This window comes from Paenibacillus sp. V4I5 (assembly GCF_030817255.1).
Classification (GTDB): domain Bacteria; phylum Bacillota; class Bacilli; order Paenibacillales; family NBRC-103111; genus Paenibacillus_E.
The window spans coordinates 4270001-4286484 of the sequence record NZ_JAUSZB010000002.1; the positions used below are offsets into that span (position 1 = coordinate 4270001).

Sequence of the window (16484 nt, forward strand, 5' to 3'; positions counted from 1 at the left end):
AAGCAAACTCAAAGTGCGCTTGAGCCGCCACCCAAGTTTCATGAGCTGTACGGATCTCTTGGATCAGCATCTGCTTGTCCTTTTTCAGTTCTTCTTGAACGCTTTTCGTCTTTGGGTTCTTCATCCCGTACTTTCCTAATAAAGCTGGTCGCACAAGCAAACCTCCATTCCTCATATAACCGGATTGATTTATCCATATGGGAGAAAAGGAGATTTTAGAACTTCAAGAACTTTTTTGGGCAGCAAAAAAAAGAGCTTTGCAGCTCTCTGATTATGATGCAGCTATTTATAATTCCCTGCGCCCTTCCATGGCTTTGGTCAAAGTCACTTCGTCCGCATATTCCAAATCTCCGCCTACTGGCAGACCATGCGCGATACGCGTAACCCGTAGACCGAAAGGTTTAATTAACCTGGACAAGTACATGGCAGTAGCTTCTCCCTCGATATTGGGATTGGTGGCCAGAATCAATTCCTGCACCGTCTCATCACCCAAACGTTTGAGTAATTCAGCGATATGAATTTGATCCGGTCCAATTCCCTCCATCGGGGAAATCGCACCATGCAGCACGTGATAATACCCTTCGAATTCTTTGGTGCGTTCCAAAGCGACCAAATCCTTAGGCTCTTGTACGACACAAATGATGGAACTGTCCCTGCTCTTATCTTGACAGATCCGGCAGGGATCAACGTCTGTAATGTTACAACAGACGGAACAGTAGTGAAGGTTCCGTTTCACATTGACGAGCGCCTTCGCGAAGTCAATCACTTCTTCTTCTTTCATGCGTAGGACGTGAAAAGCCAGGCGGCCTGCCGTTTTGGGACCTACCCCAGGCAGACGTGAGAAAGCATCGATTAACTTGGCTATCGGTTCGGGGTAATACAAAGGAAGACTCCTTCATCATTCAGAATCGTTACACTCGGTTGTCTTAGAACAATCCAGGGATATTCATACCGCCTGTGAATTTGCCCATATCTTTGTTAGCAATTTCTTCTGCTTTGGACATTGCATCATTTACTGCCGTAAGCACGAGATCTTGCAGCATTTCGACATCATCCGGATCAACAGCTTCAGGCTTAATTGTAATGCTCTGCACTTTTTTGTGTCCGTTAATAATAACAGTAACGACACCGCCGCCTGCAGTACCTTCGATCATTTTCGTACCTAGTTCTTCTTGGGCTTTCATCATTTGTTCTTGCATTTTCTTTACTTGTTTCATCATTTGGTTCATGTTATTCATGGTAGGTAGCTCCTTCATATTTAGTCTTCTTTAATTGTCACTAGCTCTTCGCCAAATAATTGGATCGCTTCCGAAATCCATTCTTCTTTGACAGCAGTTCCGTTACCTTCGCCATCAGCGACTAGCTCCATCACTTCTGGAGCGCTGCTAGCCGCATCATTCTTAGCATCGTCCCATTCTTTACGCATAATCGTAAGTAAACGCATAGGCTTGCCAAGCACCGAAGTAAGTACTTGCTCGATAATGACTTTGTTTTCTGGCTTTTCCGTTGTATTGCGATGCATCTCATTCTTGAAAGCAACGAGTACGACATCATCAAGCATAGATACCAGATCACCATTAACGAACCAAGCATGTACGGTAATCTTCTTTTCTTTGACATCGCCTAACACTTGGCTCCACTTCATGAGAGCAGCTTTGGTTTCTGGACCCTCCGCGGCTTTCAAGTATCCATCTAGCTTGATGCCAGATTTCTTCGAAGGGGCTGAGGCCACTGGCACTTTGGCGGAGGCTGCTTGCCTAGCATTAGAATCGGCCGCTGCACCCGTTACTCCCGATTTTACCAGTGAAGCTATCTGTTCTTCAAGTTGTTGAAGTTTCTGGGTCATTTGGGCAAAAAGATCACCTTGAGGCAAACGCCCTCCAGCTTCCGCCGCGATACTGACAGTCGAACTGCTCTCAGCTCCTCTGTGACCACCGCTAATTTTCATAATCGATATTTCTAGCAGGGTCTGAGGCTGTACAGAGTATTTCATTTCGCTTTGGTAATGATTCAACGTCTCAATCATAGCCATCATTTCACTCGGTGAGAAGTGATTCGCTACTTCCCTTAGGTCACCCATATCAAAAACACGTTCTGTAATCACAGGTGAATTCGGCACCATGCGAACCATGAGTAAATCACGGAAGTAATTAATCAAATTTTCAATACATTTGTCAGCGCTCTTGCCTTCCTGCATGAAAGTATCTACGAGTTCAAGCGCAGCTCCAAGATTCTTCTCTTTGATGTAAAGAACGAGCTTCTTGAATTGATCGGAAGCTACACCACCGGTGATGGACAAAATGTCTGAAAGCTGAACTTCACCTGTCGCAAAGGACGCGGCCTGATCCAGCAGACTGAGCGCATCCCGCATCCCTCCATCCGATAGTCTCGCTATATAATGGAGAGCGTCCTCGCTAACCGAGATCTGCTCCTGATCACAAATATACTGCAGTCGCTGAACCTGATCTTCCATCGAAACTCTCCGAAAATCAAAGCGTTGACAGCGGGAAATAATCGTTGCCGGTATCTTATGCGGTTCCGTTGTTGCCAAAATAAACATGACATGCGCCGGAGGCTCCTCAAGCGTCTTCAAAAGGGCATTAAAAGCTTCGGTCGTGAGCATGTGTACTTCATCAATGATGTACACCTTCTGCCTTACTTCCGTAGGGGCATACTTCACTTTATCGCGAATATCCCGAATTTCTTCTACACCGCGATTGGAGGCAGCATCGATTTCGACAACGTCCATGACAGCACCTTCGGTGATTCGTTCACATGCTGAACAAGCGTTGCACGGCTCTTCCGTTGGACCGTTTAAGCAGTTGATTGCCTTGGCTAATATTTTGGCCGTACTGGTCTTACCGGTTCCTCGAGGTCCGTTGAACAAATAAGCATGAGTAAGGCGATTTTCTCGCAAAGAATTCTGCAGCGTCTGCGTGATATGTTTCTGACCGACAACTTCACGAAACGTCTGAGACCTCCACGTTCGGTACAGAGCAATATGTGCCATAGTGTTCCTCTCCAATAATCCCTGCATGGAATGACTGAATCCATTATACTATAACGCACCTAGGGATGAAATAGTTGATCAAGTATAAGGAATCGATATCGTAAACGTCGTTCCAAAGCCCTTAGAAGATACACGTATCGTCCCCCCCATATCGTGAATGATTCGTTGGCACACTGATAGACCTAATCCTGTACCTGTATCCTTGGTTGTGAAGAATGGATCAAAAATTTTATCAATCACGAACAGCGGTATGCCAGAGCCTGTGTCATGAATATCAATGCAGACATTTCGTTCCACCGTGTCTACTTTCTCTGAAATCGTTAAAACCCCTCCATCCGACATAGCCTCGATGCCATTTTTACAAACATTTAGGAATACCTGCTTGAGCAGCTCTTTATCAGCAATCACTTCCGGCAAATGGTACGAGGCCTCATATTGAAGATTCACATCATACAAGATAGCTTCATTATTGATAATAGGCAAAATCCCTCGCAGTACTTCAGTCACATCAATCCTCTCATAAGAAACATGCTTTGGCTTACTCAGCAGCAGAAATTCATTTACCAACTCGTTGATCCGATTGATTTCCTCCAGCATGACTACTGTGAAACTCTGCTCTCTCTCCATCCCTTTCACTTCAAAAGTGCGCCGAAGCACCTGAAGAAATCCTTTAATTGAAGTTAGCGGATTCCGAATTTCATGAGCTGTGCCCGCTGCAATTTGTCCAATCATGGCAAGCCTATCACTTCTCTGAACCATTTCTTCCAGCGAGCGCATATTGGTGACATCCTTGAAGATAACATATGCCCCTACAATGTTACCTTGATTATCTTTGAGCACATTTGAATCCAGCAGCAGCTCATACCGCTCTTGATTATTCGTCCATGAAACCGCATGATTGCGGACTACAGCACCATTCAAAATCGTTCGTTGGACAAGCTGATGCTGACTCGGAATCGTAGCAAAGATCTCATCTAACGACTTATTAAGGATATGCTCCCGATCCATCCCTAGAATCTGGCAAGCTCGATCACTGACGTCAACAAGCGTAAAATTCAAACTAATCAATAAAACACCTAAATTAATATCTTTCAAAAAAGCGTCCGAAAACCGCTGCAGTAAGCTTAACTGCGAGCTATCCTGATGCTTCATGGTCAAGAGATACATAAACTTATCACCGCGCATAAGCTTCAACATCGAGAATTGATAAAACATCGTTTCACCATTCTTGCCTACGAGGAATCCATGGGGCCATTCCCCTGGACTGGAATCGTTCTTAAAGTAAAATTCGTACAGCTCACGCAAAGATGCCCTCACTTTAAAAAGTTGAGGGAATGAGATATGCGTAATTTCCTCTGCTGAATACCCCGAGTATTTCAAAACTTGATCTGTTGCTAAAATGATCTTACCATCCTCATCCACAACGAGCATACCTGTTTGTATGCTATGGTTGAATAGCTTCCGCATTTCATCGATGGATACCATGTAATCTTGAGGGTCATGAATGGACATTTCAGCAACACCTTCACTTTCTCTCTATTGAATCGCAAAATGTGCCAACGTTTACATGAATCTACATGTTATAACCATTCTCCCTAGAGTAAGAATTTTCCTTCCCTTGACAAAAAGAAAAAACGCCATAATTACTGGCGTTTTGTTAGGTGTCATTATGAAAGTTCACATATAATCATTAAAACCGTGCACCTGTTATTGATAAAGTGATACAAGCGAACTCTTACCGTTGGCTCAAATCAGGCAACCCCTCGGCACATGAAACATCTCACTTACGGCTGCTTCCTTCCAGACCTGACCGGGTTCATGAGCATTCATTGCGAAGGACCCGACTCTCAACACCACGTGTAAAAGCCAGACCTCACATCACAGTACCGCTAACAGGAATTCAACCTCGCTACAGCGGATTGCGAGTTACAGGGCACCGCTACCTCCCCATCTAGCACGGTAAAAATAGTATAGCTGATTCAATTGCAAATAGCAACCGAGGGGAAAATCTACCTGTTAGGGAACCATTTTTACGATCACTTTGTAGCGCGGCATATTTGTGTTCAGTGCCATTTGAGCTTGTGAGCGGAGTTCCTCCACTTGTGAAGCAGTTAATGATGGCCTTGGTTTTATTTTCACCCGAGCGGTCGGTCCATTAATGGATATATTACTTTTCTCTATACCTTGCAGCTGTGCCAGTACGGCCTTCATTAAATTAGAATCATCCTCGTAGTGATGATACGTTGGGTTGAGCGGGTCGTTCGGATTGGCACTCGTGGTTCCCAAATACCCATCTTGCTTATAATTCTGGGCTTTATAATTTGGATCCTCTGACTCGGACAGTGGGTTCTTGTTACCTGAATTAACTCCACAGCCAACTAAGCTTATGATGAGCAGGATGGCAATCGAAAACCTAAGCAGACCCCTAAACATAAAAACACCTCCCATTGGACTCTAAGCCTAAGCTTAGGATGACCAAGGGAGGTTGTCTTATGCTGATTGGCAGCAAAGTAATTGATGCCAATTAGATTCCGTATTTCTTTTTGAACTTGTCGACACGGCCGCCTACATCGATAAACTTTTGTTTACCTGTGTAGAAAGGATGGCAATTAGAGCAAATCTCAACACGAAGATTTTGCTTAATAGAACCCGTTTCGAACACGTTACCACAAGCGCAAGTCACTGTGGTTGCATGATAAGTAGGATGAATACCTGCTTTCATGATGGTTCACCTCTTTCCGCCCTGAATCATTTGCTGAAACAGAGTTAATGGACGTACTTATGCATTGTAGCATATTCGGAAGTCTTGATGCAATGGAAAAAAGACCGCGGATGGCTTCTTTTAGAGCACCGTAGTGACCGTTCGGTCACTCGTATAGAACTTCGGTGTATGTGAGTAGGAACCCAATACAACATCAGGAAGTTCTTGCTCGAAAATCTCAATCATTTGCTTCATCCCAAGCAATTCACCTCGTGCTTTGGGGATAATGCCAAGGTAACTCTCGGGATCAATATTCAGGTTGCGCAATTGAATCAATTTCAATCCGGTTCTTCGCACGAATTCGATCATCGCTTCGATCTCTTCCTCTCGATCGGTTACACCTGGGAATACGAGATAGTTGATCGAAGTTATAACTCCTTTGTCTGTGGCGTAGCGAAGAGACTTCTCAACATTTTTGAGCGTATACGCTCTTGGCTTATAGTAGGCGTTATAGTGATCATCCAACGCGCTTATCGTACTAACCCGCATGAGATCAAGCCCAGCATCAACAATGCCGCGGATATGGTCTGTGAGACCTGCATTGGTGTTGATGTTAATATAGCCCATCTTCGTTTGCTCACGCACTTGCTTGATGGCATCGATAATAATCACAGCCTGTGTGCTAGGTTCCCCTTCACAGCCCTGTCCAAAAGAGATAATACTCTCAGGCGTCCGCAGATGCTCGAGCATGATCTGAGTGATCTCTTCGACCTTAGGCTTGAAGTTCATACGAGTCTGAGGCGCTACGAAGCCACTCTCATCCGGTTGTTCGGAAATACAGCCGAAGCATCCTGCATTGCAGGAATAGGAGACCGGAACGGCACCCTCCCAACGTTGAAGGAACGTATTCGAAGCTGTCAGACATTCATATCCCAGTGCACAGTTGGACAAATGCGCATATAACCGATTATCAGGATACTTAGCAACCAGCCGTTTGACCTCTACCTCAAGCTCAGTCGGGTCACAATGAACGGGATTCCAGTAATAAGGATTATCCGTCAATCGAGCGGCTACATAGAAACCGTCATCTTTCCACACGACAGCCGTATATCCGAACAGGGGCAGCGCCTTAGACTTGTCTGTTTTCACATAACCAGGGAGCAGAAGCCTAGTGAAGCCTTGCGGCAGCAAGGCCCCAACGGCGTGATAATCTCCCTCAACCAGCTTCATATCGCCTGTTGCGGCATCAATGCCTACTGGACGTGTAAACGGAAGACTGACTAATGTCGATCCCTCAGGTAGAGGAATTAACTCATCTTCTAAAATTTCTGTTATCATTTCAGCGTTTCGACCAAGTGCCAAGAAATCAGGATGGTCAAAAACGTTTCCTTGTAAGTCTGAATAAACCAAGTTCATAACGGTACTCCTCTTTGTGCATCATGGATAAACGACTTAAGTCGTCCTTAAGGACGACTGTGTTTGTCATGATTGATGCGAAGCAGATTATTTGAAGCTTAGGAAGCTGAATTCTTGACCTTACCTTTGTTAACCCCTGTAGATCCTACTGAAGGGGATGCCAAAGAGTCCAAAAACTCTTGATTGGTCTTCGTATCGGCAAGCTTCTTAATGAAGGATTCTGTATATTCATGCGAATCGTTCATCCCTTTGCGAAGTGCCCATACTTTCTCGAGCTCATCTTTGCCAAGGAGTGCTTCCTCGCGGCGCGTACCGGATCTACGAATATCAATTGCAGGGAAAATACGGCGTTCAGCCATTTTACGGTCAAGATGAAGCTCTAAATTACCTGTACCTTTAAATTCTTCATAAATGACATCATCCATACGTGATCCTGTTTCTACAAGAGCTGTAGCAAGAATCGTCAAACTGCCGCCTTCTTCAATGTTACGAGCGGCCCCGAAGAAACGTTTAGGCCGATGAAAGGCAGCAGGGTCTATACCACCCGTTAGCGTCCGGCCCGAAGCAGGAACCACAAGGTTATAGGCCCTAGCCAACCGGGTAATACTGTCCATGAGAATGACAACATCTTTCTTATGTTCAACTAGACGCATCGCGCGTTCTAAAACTAGCTCTGCGACCTTGATATGATTCTCAGGAAGTTCATCAAAGGTAGATGCAACAACTTCCCCTTTAACTGAACGCTGCATATCCGTAACTTCCTCTGGCCGCTCATCAATGAGCAGAACGAAGAGTTCAATTTCAGGATAATTGGTGGAAATACTGTTGGCAATTTCCTTAAGCAATAATGTTTTCCCTGCTTTAGGAGGTGCTACGATCAAACCACGTTGACCTAGACCTACAGGAGCAAGCAAATCCATGATACGCATGGAAATCTTATTTGGCTCCGTTTCGAGCGTAATCCGAGTGTCTGGATAAAGCGGTGTCAACGCAGGGAAATGAAGTCGTTCCGCTGCCGTTTCCGGCTTCTCTCCATTCACCGCTTCAACTTGAAGAAGCCCGAAATAGCGCTCATTCTCCTTGGGCGGACGACATTTGCCCGATACAATGTCCCCGGACCGCAAATCAAATTTGCGAATCTGAGAAGCCGAGATATAAATGTCCTCTGAGCTTGGAAGGTAATTAATTGGACGCAAGAATCCAAAGCCTTCCTGAAGGATCTCGAGAACACCTTGCATGAACATTAGACCGCTCTCAGCAGCTTGTGCACGTAAAATTGCAAAGATGAGTTCTTTTTTCTTCAGCGTACCGTAGTATTGGATCTGATGTTTCTTAGCTAGTTTATATAATTCAGTAAGCTTGAGTACTTCAAGCTCAGCAAGCTGCATGCTCATGTTTCAACCACCAAACTATTAAATTTTCAATTGGATTCTAGCATTGCCTGTTACTTGGTACTTTATTCCTCGCTCTCGCGCCAAACCTCGGCACCTAGTGAAGATAAGTTGAATACCAAGTTCTCATAACCACGATCAATAAACTCAACCCCGGATACTTCTGTGATGCCACCTGTTCTTACACTAAGTCCCGCGAGTACAAGAGAAGCTCCTGCTCTCAAATCTGTTGCTCTCACTTTAGCTGAACTAAGCTGTGAACCCTCAATAATCGCTGAGCGTCCTTCGACTTTCATCTTTGCTCCCATACGCACAAGCTCAGGAATATGCTTGAAACGATTACTATAAACGTGGTCCGTTAATATGCTAACTCCTTTAGCTTGGCAAAGTAAGCTCGCCATCGGAGACTGTAGGTCCGTCGCAAACCCCGGGTAAATTAATGCTTTCACATCGACGCTTTCATATTCAGGCTGTCCCACAACACGAATCGACTCATCCATTTCATAAATATGAACGCCCATCTCCTGAAGCTTTGCCGTCAGAGCCTCCATATGTTTAGGAATGACATTGTCGACCGTCACATCGCCGCGTGTAGCCGCTGCAGCAATCATGTACGTACCTGCTTGAATACGGTCAGGAATAATGGAATGGCGGCAACCATGCATCTCAGTTACGCCTTCGATACGAATGGTCTCTGTTCCAGCGCCCTTAATTTTGGCACCCATCGAGTTTAAAAGTGTTGCCACATCTATGATTTCAGGCTCTTTGGCCGCATTTTCGATAATCGTAACGCCTTTAGCGCGTGAGGCAGCCAGCATGATGTTAATCGTCGCTCCAACACTCGCCATATCCAAGTATATTTTGGCACCGCGCAGCTCTTTCGCGCGTATCTTTAAGGCGCCATTCTCATTGCTAACCTCGGCACCTAAAGCTTCAAAACCTTTTATGTGCAAATCAATCGGACGCGGTTCGAAGTTACAACCACCTGGCAGACCAATCGTCGCCTCTCCAAATCTTCCGAGCAGCGCTCCCATTAAATAGTAGGATGCTCTAAGCTTCTTTACTTTGCCATTCGGCATAGGAAGTGATTTCATCCGACTTGGGTCGATCGTCATCCGATCTTCGTTCCAGTCTATGGTAGCCCCTAAATCCGTCAAAATTTCTGTATATATAGCCACATCACTTAGATGAGGCAGATTATCCAAAGTAACCGATGTTTCAGCAAGTACTGCGGCCGGAATGAGTGCAACTGCACTATTCTTTGCCCCGCTAATTTGAACTGTTCCCCGTAGTGGACGTCCCCCGACCACCATTAATTTTTCCAACATGATTCTCCCCCTAAACCAGGTGCCTACTTACACGTAGTAAATCAAACAAGTAAAACAACCAATGCAACCTAACCCAACAGAAACTTTACCAATAATAATTGACTCCACCGTCTTTAAGACTAGCGATAGTCAAGGTTCACACGAAGTAAGACTAGAAAAATATAATTTCTTACAACACCATACAAAAAAAGCGATCCTTCACAAACTAAAACAACTTCGTTCTCTCTGAGAACATAAGCGCAAAAAAATAGAAGAAGGAAACGCTCGTAATGACACAGACGGAAGACATTCTTTCGTCTATCCTCCGTCTGTGCATTACTACATTTCCTACCCTGTCTATACAATTGGAATTAAGCTTGGTTGCTGCTTCCGAACAATTGAATTTTGGATTTTACTACTTCGATCATAGCATTACGTGCTGGGGTGAGATATTTACGAGGATCATAAATTTTGGCATCTTTAGCCAGAGCTGCGCGGATATTCTCTGTACAAGCCACTTGGTTCTCTGTGTTCACGTTGATTTTACCAACGCCTGCTGCGATAGATCTACGAATCATTTCGTCAGGAACGCCGGATCCACCGTGTAGAACAACAGGAACTGGAATCGCTTTGGAAACCGCTTCGATAATATCAAAGTGAATGTTAGGCTCGCCTGCGTACATACCATGTGCAGTACCTACAGCGATAGCCAGACAGTCAACACCTGTTTCTTCGTAGAAACGGATAGCTTCTTCTGGTTTTGCAAGGTTAGCGTGCTCTTCATCAACAGAGATGTCGTCCTCAACGCCGCCAATTGTTCCAAGCTCACCCTCAACGGATACGCCCATTGCACGAGCTGCTTTTACGACTTCTTTCGTCAAACGAATGTTTTCTTCGAAAGAATAGTGGGAACCATCGAACATAACGGAGCTGAATCCTGCACGGATACATTTCATTGCTACTTCAAAGGAACTGCCATGATCTAAGTGCAAAGCGATCGGCAGACCGGATTTTTTAGCTGCAGCTTCAGCAATTGCTACTGTAAACTCGATACCCATATATTTTAGTGCGCCTTCGCTAACACCATAAATGAACGGGGATTTTAATTCGATTGCAGCTTCCACAATCGCTTGAGCGAATTCAAGGTTGTTCATATTAAATTGACCCACCGCGAATTTGTTCGCTTTTGCTTTAGGTAAAAATTCATTCATTGAAACCAATGCCATGTTTCTCTTCCTCCTAGAACCTATAGTAGATGCGTATACCGCTCTTTGTCATACCTGAGTTATTATAGCACATAAATTTTCAAATGATAACCAAGCCCTCGTTTTTTCGACAACAAAAAAAAGACCCTATGACTAGGATCCCACTGCAAAACCGCTGCTTGATTCATTATTAAGCTGCATATTAACCGCCATACGCAATTCATCAATATCAAAAGGCTTCGTAAAGTGCATAATCGCACCCAAATCCGTTGCTTCTTTAATCATATCGAGTTCGCCATAAGCTGTCATCATAATCACTTTAATCGATGCATCAATGGCTTTAACATGTTTCAAAATATCCAGACCGTCCATACCAGGAATTTTCATATCCAGTAGTATAAGATCAGGTGAAGAATTTTTCACGATTTCCAAGGCCAACTTGCCATTGGAAGCCTGATAGGTATCGTAACCTTCGTTACTGAATACCTCCATGAGTAGTACGCGAATTCCATTTTGATCGTCGACAATCAATACCTTTTTCTTCATCAGCCTAATTCCCTCCCGAAAACGAATAACAAATTCCCACGTTTATGTTTCTAAAGGTATTCGCTATTCATTTTCGATTTCCTTCTGAGGGACAAAACTAATTGAAAAGTTTTACAAATAAGTTGGTTATCTGGAGGGACAACCGTTAAAGTAAGAATTAACGAGCGATCAACTGAGCGGCTTTCACGAACTCACGGAAAAGCGGCTGCGGACGATTCGGACGCGATGTAAATTCCGGATGGAATTGAACAGCAAGGAACCAAGGGTGACCTGGAAGCTCGACCATCTCAACCAATCGACCGTCCGGTGACGTACCGGAAATGCGCAAACCAGCAGATTCAATCAATTCACGGTATTCATTGTTAAATTCATACCGGTGACGATGTCTCTCATAGATAAGCTCATCATTGTAACATTGCTCTGCAAGAGAGCCCGGAACAACCTTGCAAGGATATAAACCAAGACGCATTGTACCGCCTAAATTCTCGATATCCTTCTGCTCTGGCAGTAGATCGATAACCGGATAAGCCGTTGTAGGATTAATCTCGGAGCTGTTCGCGCCATCCAAGCCTGTAACGGAACGCGCATATTCAATGACAGCAACCTGCATACCCAAGCAAATCCCAAAGAATGGAATTTCCTTTTCACGGGCATAACGGATTGCTTCCACTTTACCTTCAATACCGCGATCACCGAATCCACCAGGTACAAGAATACCTTGGACACCTGAAAGAAGCTGATGGACGTTATGTTCAAAAATATCTTCTGCATTCACCCAACGGATATTAATTTCGGAGTCATTATCGATGCCGGCATGACCTAGTGCTTCAACAATACTTAGGTAAGCGTCATGCAGCGCAACGTATTTCCCCACGATCGCAATTTCTGTTTTCTTCGTTAATGATTTAACTTTACGAACAAGGCTTTCCCATTCCTTCATATCCGGCTCGTTCGTCCGTAGTTTCAGGTGATTAACGACATAATCGTCAAGCCCTTGCTCACGAAGCATCATCGGAACTTCGTATAAAGTTTCTGCATCCTTACACTCAATTACAGCTGCAGGATCGATATCACAGAATAAAGCTAACTTACGCTTCATATCTTCCGTTAGGGAGTGTTCTGTACGGCAAACGATAACGTGAGGTTGAATCCCTAGCCCGCGTAGTTCTTTTACACTGTGTTGTGTAGGTTTCGTCTTCACTTCACCAGCTGCTTTAATATAAGGAATCAGCGTAACGTGAATATACATGACATTCTCGCGGCCGATATCATTTTTCATTTGACGTATAGCTTCTAAGAAGGGCAAGCTCTCGATATCGCCCACGGTTCCGCCAATTTCTGTAATAACAACGTCAGATTGCGCTTCACGGCCTGCACGAAGGACGCGATCTTTAATTTCATTCGTAATGTGCGGGATAACTTGTACCGTACCACCCAGATATTCGCCTCTGCGCTCTTTGGTAATAACGGAGGAGTATACTTTACCTGAGGTTACGTTAGAACTTTTGGAAAGATTAATATCAATAAAACGCTCATAATGACCTAAGTCCAAATCCGTTTCTGCCCCATCGTCGGTTACGAACACTTCTCCGTGCTGATAAGGACTCATAGTTCCCGGATCCACGTTAATGTAAGGGTCAAACTTTTGAATAGTAACTTTCAAACCTCTGTTTTTGAGCAATCTCCCTAAGGACGCTGCTGTAATTCCTTTGCCAAGGGATGAAACTACGCCTCCCGTAACGAAAATGTATTTTGTCACTATGTACGCCTCCTAGAGTTTTAGTATGGTTTTGTAATATAAGAACTTACGTCGTAAGGCATAAGCTTATCTTTTGCCAGAAGAATGACTTTGTAAGCATTAGCTTCTGCTAAATAAGGCTTTTCATGAAAATAAAGTGAAAAAACACAAAAAAAACACTAAAAAAAACAAAAAAAGTGACACCCGTAGTGACGGGGCACTTTTTGAACGCTTGAGCGAAATGTTAAGATTCTTTTAAAGCCCATGCAATAGTTTACTCTGAACAGATAGGGGCTGTCAAGACAAGTTATTTGCCGTCTTCAGCCTCTTCATCCAAATCGTCTTCCTCGTCTCCCTCATCGGAATCCTCATCTAAATCGTCTTCGCTATCTTCGTCTGTTTCTTCAATACCCGCTTCACCAAGATCCTCTTCGATCTCTTCATCTTCGAAGAATTCAGTATCCTCTTCCGCCTCTTCCTCTTCGGTTTCGGTACCAAATGTATCGTACTCATCTTCTTCTGCGTATGTATCTTCTTCCTCCGCGTAGATGTCTTCATCCAGATCGTCATCTTCGTCGTTAATGATTCTTGGACGCTTCGCGTTACCAACCGCATCGTCTGATTTCTCGACAGGATACCAGCGTTTCAAACCCCATAGGTTCGTACCCACGCAAGCAAAACGTCCATCGATGTTGATTTCCGTATATAGTTGGGCAATCACTTGCATAACATGCTGCTCGGACAGCCCTTTTATTTTAGCAATTTCAGCCATCAGGTCACGATAGTAAAACGGCGTATTCGCCGACTTCAGTAATTCAAACGCCAAATCCACCATGGGCATTTCGCGCGCTTGCTCTGTGGTGATTTTGAGTGTGTATTCGCTACTCATCTAAGGCACATCCTTTTCGATCGTGATCGTCTTCTTCAGTTCTTCTATCTACCTTATCCAATATCTTCATTAAGTAAAACCTATTTTTTCTAAAAATGCAACTATCCCCAAGGATAAACTATTTTCGTCGTCCTGAGGACGAGCGTATTTGTCAAGTTGAGCGGAGCAAGCGTATACAATTTATACTTTCGTTTCAACTCAGAAACCTTTCGAGCATATGCCTTATACACCCCTTCGCAGGGAAGAAAACGTTCCCCCTAAAATGGATACAAGCGAAGGTCCCCCTCCGCTTGCGACTGTATCCTAAGGAAGCGGTGTGAATGAATCACAGCCGTTTCCAGTACCTGAGAAAGAGACACTCCTGCCCGCGCCTCTCTATTTATCCTATGTAAAACCTACGCATCTGACACGGCTTCGCACCCATTTATTTCTGTAGAGACAATGACACGGTCATACGGGGTGACCTGTACATATGATAGGGGAGATTCGATTCTAAGCTGTCATGGGGGGATGGCACGATGGATATAGCCACCTTTCTTCATTTGCTTCATGAGGAAATCGGTCTCACCAAGCATTCTGGCAAGAAGCACCTCATCCATTTCTCATCGGCTAAGGACTACTATGCATGCAAATCTGCGCTGAAACGAATGAAGTCTCAGTTCGTAAATCTTTCCAAGGTCCGCGATCTTAGTATCATTCACGCCTTCTCCTGCACGCTTCGTCCCGATACCAAGCTCAGAGGTATCCCCGGTATGCCAAGCATCGTAGAGGATACCAAAATAACTGTTCATCAAGCGATGAGCAACAAAATCACCTCCAGACGATCAAGCAATATATCGGGCTCTCACACGATACCTTGGGGCATCGATCAAGTAGGCGCGCCTGAAGTCTGGAACAAATCGGTAGGTCAGAACATTCGGATCGGGGTCATCGATACCGGAATCGATTACAATCATCCTGACTTACGCAATTCGATCTCACGGGGCATCAATTTATTAAACCGCAGCATGCTGCCCTATGATGACAATGGACATGGCACACATATCGCCGGAACCATCGCGGCAGCTGGCCGCCATTCAGGGATTGTCGGTGTTGCTCCAAGATCCATCGTTCATCCGGTAAAAGCATTTGACCACGCTGGAAGCGCTTATGTCTCGGACATTATTGCCGGTATTGATTGGTGCGTTCATAACGACCTCGATATTATCAATATGAGTTTCGGTATGAAATCATACAACCGTTCTCTCGAGCAAGCTGTCATGAACGCGTATTACAGAGGTAAAGTCATCGTAGCTTCATCCGGCAATGACGGCAAAAAGAAAACGGTCGATTACCCCGCCCGCTTCCCCCAGGTCGTCTCCGTTGGAGCCACAACCCGCTTAGGCAAAATCGCTCCCTTCAGCAACCGAGGGAAGCAAATTGATATCTATGCACCAGGTGAACGGGTCTACTCGTCCTGGCTTAACGGCAAATACAACGAGCTAAGTGGCACTTCGATGGCCACTGCCCATGTCAGCGGCGTCATCGCCTTGATGTTATCGATCAAGCCGATGTCGCCGCTGCAGATTAAAAGTGCGCTGCGGCGCTGCGCGATTGGCCTTAACAAGCGAGAGAATACGCGCTGGAAGCCCGGACATTTGAATGCTCGGCGAGCGATCCGGGCGGCGCGGCAGGGCTGAGCCGTGTGGATGCTTGAGCTTTGGTGGGAGCCCGGGCGGAAGCGAAGAGCGGAAGCGAAGAGCAAAGGCGAAAGCAAGGCAAGGGCAAGGACAAGAGCAAGAGCAACGGCAAGGGCGAGCGAGAGTAAGAGCGGAAGGCGGAACCGCCGGCGCTTTCGGCTGGTTCATGTATGAGTTGTACAAAGTACAACTTTAGTCATGTTAATCTCCTTTATTCCTGCGAATATTGCACAAAATACAACATTATCTCCCAAAGATGGCCACTTTGGATGAAATACTGCTATTTTGTTGCACGGAATACATCATTTCTCTGCTTGGAGCGAAAAACAAGGGGAATTGTTGTACGTTTTACAATTCCACTTACATGCCAGGCATAAAAGAAGCACTTAAATAATTAAAAAATGCACTAGGGTTGCATTTTACTGTAAAGTACTCACTTTCACACTCACACCTCAATATGACCGTATAGACACCTTCATGGTGCGAAACATTTGATAAGGTAGATGGGCCACAAGCTAAGTCCACCAGACTCATATTTCTGGTATTAACAAAAAAAGGGACGATCTCTCATGTCTACGTAGACATGGGGATCGTCCCTTCGG

The 16484-nt window shown here is 44.8% G+C and carries 16 protein-coding genes and 1 other RNA gene (1 of these 17 cut by a window edge); 2 read left to right on the top strand and 15 right to left on the bottom strand.

From position 1 onward, the window contains the following. The 15 genes from QFZ78_RS21425 to rpoE form a co-directional block, all read right to left on the bottom strand. On the bottom strand, window positions 1-154 hold the 5' portion of the coding sequence (locus tag QFZ78_RS21425; RefSeq protein ID WP_307550525.1) for a DUF2508 family protein. 134 nt of this gene lie to the left of the window's left edge; only the first 154 of its 288 coding nucleotides appear in the window; its start codon is at window positions 152-154; its stop codon lies off the left edge, out of view. Between the two features lie 132 nt (window positions 155-286). Continuing rightward, entirely contained in the window at window positions 287-883 is a 597-nt protein-coding gene (gene recR, locus QFZ78_RS21430) for a recombination mediator RecR (RefSeq protein WP_057304457.1), read from the bottom strand. 43 nt (window positions 884-926) lie between these two features. Continuing rightward, window positions 927-1238 carry a YbaB/EbfC family nucleoid-associated protein gene (locus QFZ78_RS21435; protein ID WP_307437747.1) on the bottom strand — a complete coding sequence of 104 codons (312 nt, stop codon included), beginning with the start codon at window positions 1236-1238 and terminating at the stop codon, window positions 927-929. A 20-nt stretch (window positions 1239-1258) separates the two neighbouring features. Then, entirely contained in the window at window positions 1259-3010 is a 1752-nt protein-coding gene (dnaX, locus tag QFZ78_RS21440; RefSeq protein ID WP_307550526.1) for a DNA polymerase III subunit gamma/tau, read from the bottom strand. 78 nt (window positions 3011-3088) lie between these two features. Beyond that, window positions 3089-4522, bottom strand: a complete 1434-nt coding sequence (locus QFZ78_RS21445) for an ATP-binding protein (RefSeq protein WP_307550527.1) — start codon at window positions 4520-4522, stop codon at window positions 3089-3091. A gap of 184 nt (window positions 4523-4706) precedes the next feature. After that, an RNA gene (gene ffs / locus QFZ78_RS21450) (signal recognition particle sRNA large type) lies at window positions 4707-4970 on the bottom strand. A gap of 56 nt (window positions 4971-5026) precedes the next feature. After that, on the bottom strand, window positions 5027-5443 hold the full coding sequence (locus QFZ78_RS21455) for a hypothetical protein (protein WP_307550529.1): 417 nt from the start codon (window positions 5441-5443) through the stop codon (window positions 5027-5029). Between the two features lie 91 nt (window positions 5444-5534). Beyond that, a complete protein-coding gene (rpmE, locus tag QFZ78_RS21460; protein ID WP_029197218.1) occupies window positions 5535-5732 on the bottom strand; it encodes a 50S ribosomal protein L31 in 198 nt (65 codons plus the stop codon). A gap of 120 nt (window positions 5733-5852) precedes the next feature. Next, window positions 5853-7127, bottom strand: a complete 1275-nt coding sequence (locus QFZ78_RS21465) for a radical SAM family protein (protein WP_307550531.1) — start codon at window positions 7125-7127, stop codon at window positions 5853-5855. 98 nt (window positions 7128-7225) lie between these two features. Continuing rightward, on the bottom strand, window positions 7226-8521 hold the full coding sequence (gene rho / locus QFZ78_RS21470) for a transcription termination factor Rho (RefSeq protein ID WP_307550533.1): 1296 nt from the start codon (window positions 8519-8521) through the stop codon (window positions 7226-7228). A gap of 62 nt (window positions 8522-8583) precedes the next feature. Further along, complete coding sequence (locus QFZ78_RS21475) at window positions 8584-9843, bottom strand: UDP-N-acetylglucosamine 1-carboxyvinyltransferase (protein ID WP_057304515.1); 1260 nt, start codon at window positions 9841-9843, stop codon at window positions 8584-8586. 353 nt (window positions 9844-10196) lie between these two features. Continuing rightward, complete coding sequence (fba, locus tag QFZ78_RS21480; RefSeq protein ID WP_307550535.1) at window positions 10197-11051, bottom strand: class II fructose-1,6-bisphosphate aldolase; 855 nt, start codon at window positions 11049-11051, stop codon at window positions 10197-10199. A gap of 132 nt (window positions 11052-11183) precedes the next feature. Next, on the bottom strand, window positions 11184-11576 hold the full coding sequence (locus QFZ78_RS21485) for a response regulator (RefSeq protein ID WP_029197213.1): 393 nt from the start codon (window positions 11574-11576) through the stop codon (window positions 11184-11186). A 157-nt stretch (window positions 11577-11733) separates the two neighbouring features. Beyond that, complete coding sequence (locus tag QFZ78_RS21490; RefSeq protein WP_307550538.1) at window positions 11734-13335, bottom strand: CTP synthase; 1602 nt, start codon at window positions 13333-13335, stop codon at window positions 11734-11736. A 286-nt stretch (window positions 13336-13621) separates the two neighbouring features. Next, window positions 13622-14203: a DNA-directed RNA polymerase subunit delta gene (gene rpoE / locus QFZ78_RS21495; protein ID WP_307550539.1), complete on the bottom strand. Its 582-nt coding sequence runs from the start codon at window positions 14201-14203 to the stop codon at window positions 13622-13624. Window positions 14204-14721: 518 nt separating this feature from the next. Between rpoE and QFZ78_RS21500 the strand changes: the two genes are divergently transcribed. After that, window positions 14722-15882: a S8 family peptidase gene (locus tag QFZ78_RS21500; RefSeq protein ID WP_307550541.1), complete on the top strand. Its 1161-nt coding sequence runs from the start codon at window positions 14722-14724 to the stop codon at window positions 15880-15882. A gap of 13 nt (window positions 15883-15895) precedes the next feature. Then, entirely contained in the window at window positions 15896-16078 is a 183-nt protein-coding gene (locus tag QFZ78_RS21505) for a hypothetical protein (protein WP_307550542.1), read from the top strand. The last annotated feature ends 406 nt before the right edge of the window (window positions 16079-16484 follow it).

What these genes read in the sequence shown, in the direction of transcription:
- QFZ78_RS21435 (WP_307437747.1), bottom strand. Translation starts at nt 1,238, where the DNA reads ATGAATAACATGAACCAAATGATGAAACAAGTAAAGAAAATGCAAGAA.
- dnaX (WP_307550526.1), bottom strand. Translation starts at nt 3,010, where the DNA reads ATGGCACATATTGCTCTGTACCGAACGTGGAGGTCTCAGACGTTTCGT.
- QFZ78_RS21445 (WP_307550527.1), bottom strand. Translation starts at nt 4,522, where the DNA reads ATGTCCATTCATGACCCTCAAGATTACATGGTATCCATCGATGAAATG.
- QFZ78_RS21455 (WP_307550529.1), bottom strand. Translation starts at nt 5,443, where the DNA reads ATGTTTAGGGGTCTGCTTAGGTTTTCGATTGCCATCCTGCTCATCATA.
- rpmE (WP_029197218.1), bottom strand. Translation starts at nt 5,732, where the DNA reads ATGAAAGCAGGTATTCATCCTACTTATCATGCAACCACAGTGACTTGC.
- QFZ78_RS21465 (WP_307550531.1), bottom strand. Translation starts at nt 7,127, where the DNA reads ATGAACTTGGTTTATTCAGACTTACAAGGAAACGTTTTTGACCATCCT.
- rho (WP_307550533.1), bottom strand. Translation starts at nt 8,521, where the DNA reads ATGAGCATGCAGCTTGCTGAGCTTGAAGTACTCAAGCTTACTGAATTA.
- fba (WP_307550535.1), bottom strand. Translation starts at nt 11,051, where the DNA reads ATGGCATTGGTTTCAATGAATGAATTTTTACCTAAAGCAAAAGCGAAC.
- QFZ78_RS21485 (WP_029197213.1), bottom strand. Translation starts at nt 11,576, where the DNA reads ATGAAGAAAAAGGTATTGATTGTCGACGATCAAAATGGAATTCGCGTA.
- rpoE (WP_307550539.1), bottom strand. Translation starts at nt 14,203, where the DNA reads ATGAGTAGCGAATACACACTCAAAATCACCACAGAGCAAGCGCGCGAA.
- QFZ78_RS21500 (WP_307550541.1), top strand. Translation starts at nt 14,722, where the DNA reads ATGGATATAGCCACCTTTCTTCATTTGCTTCATGAGGAAATCGGTCTC.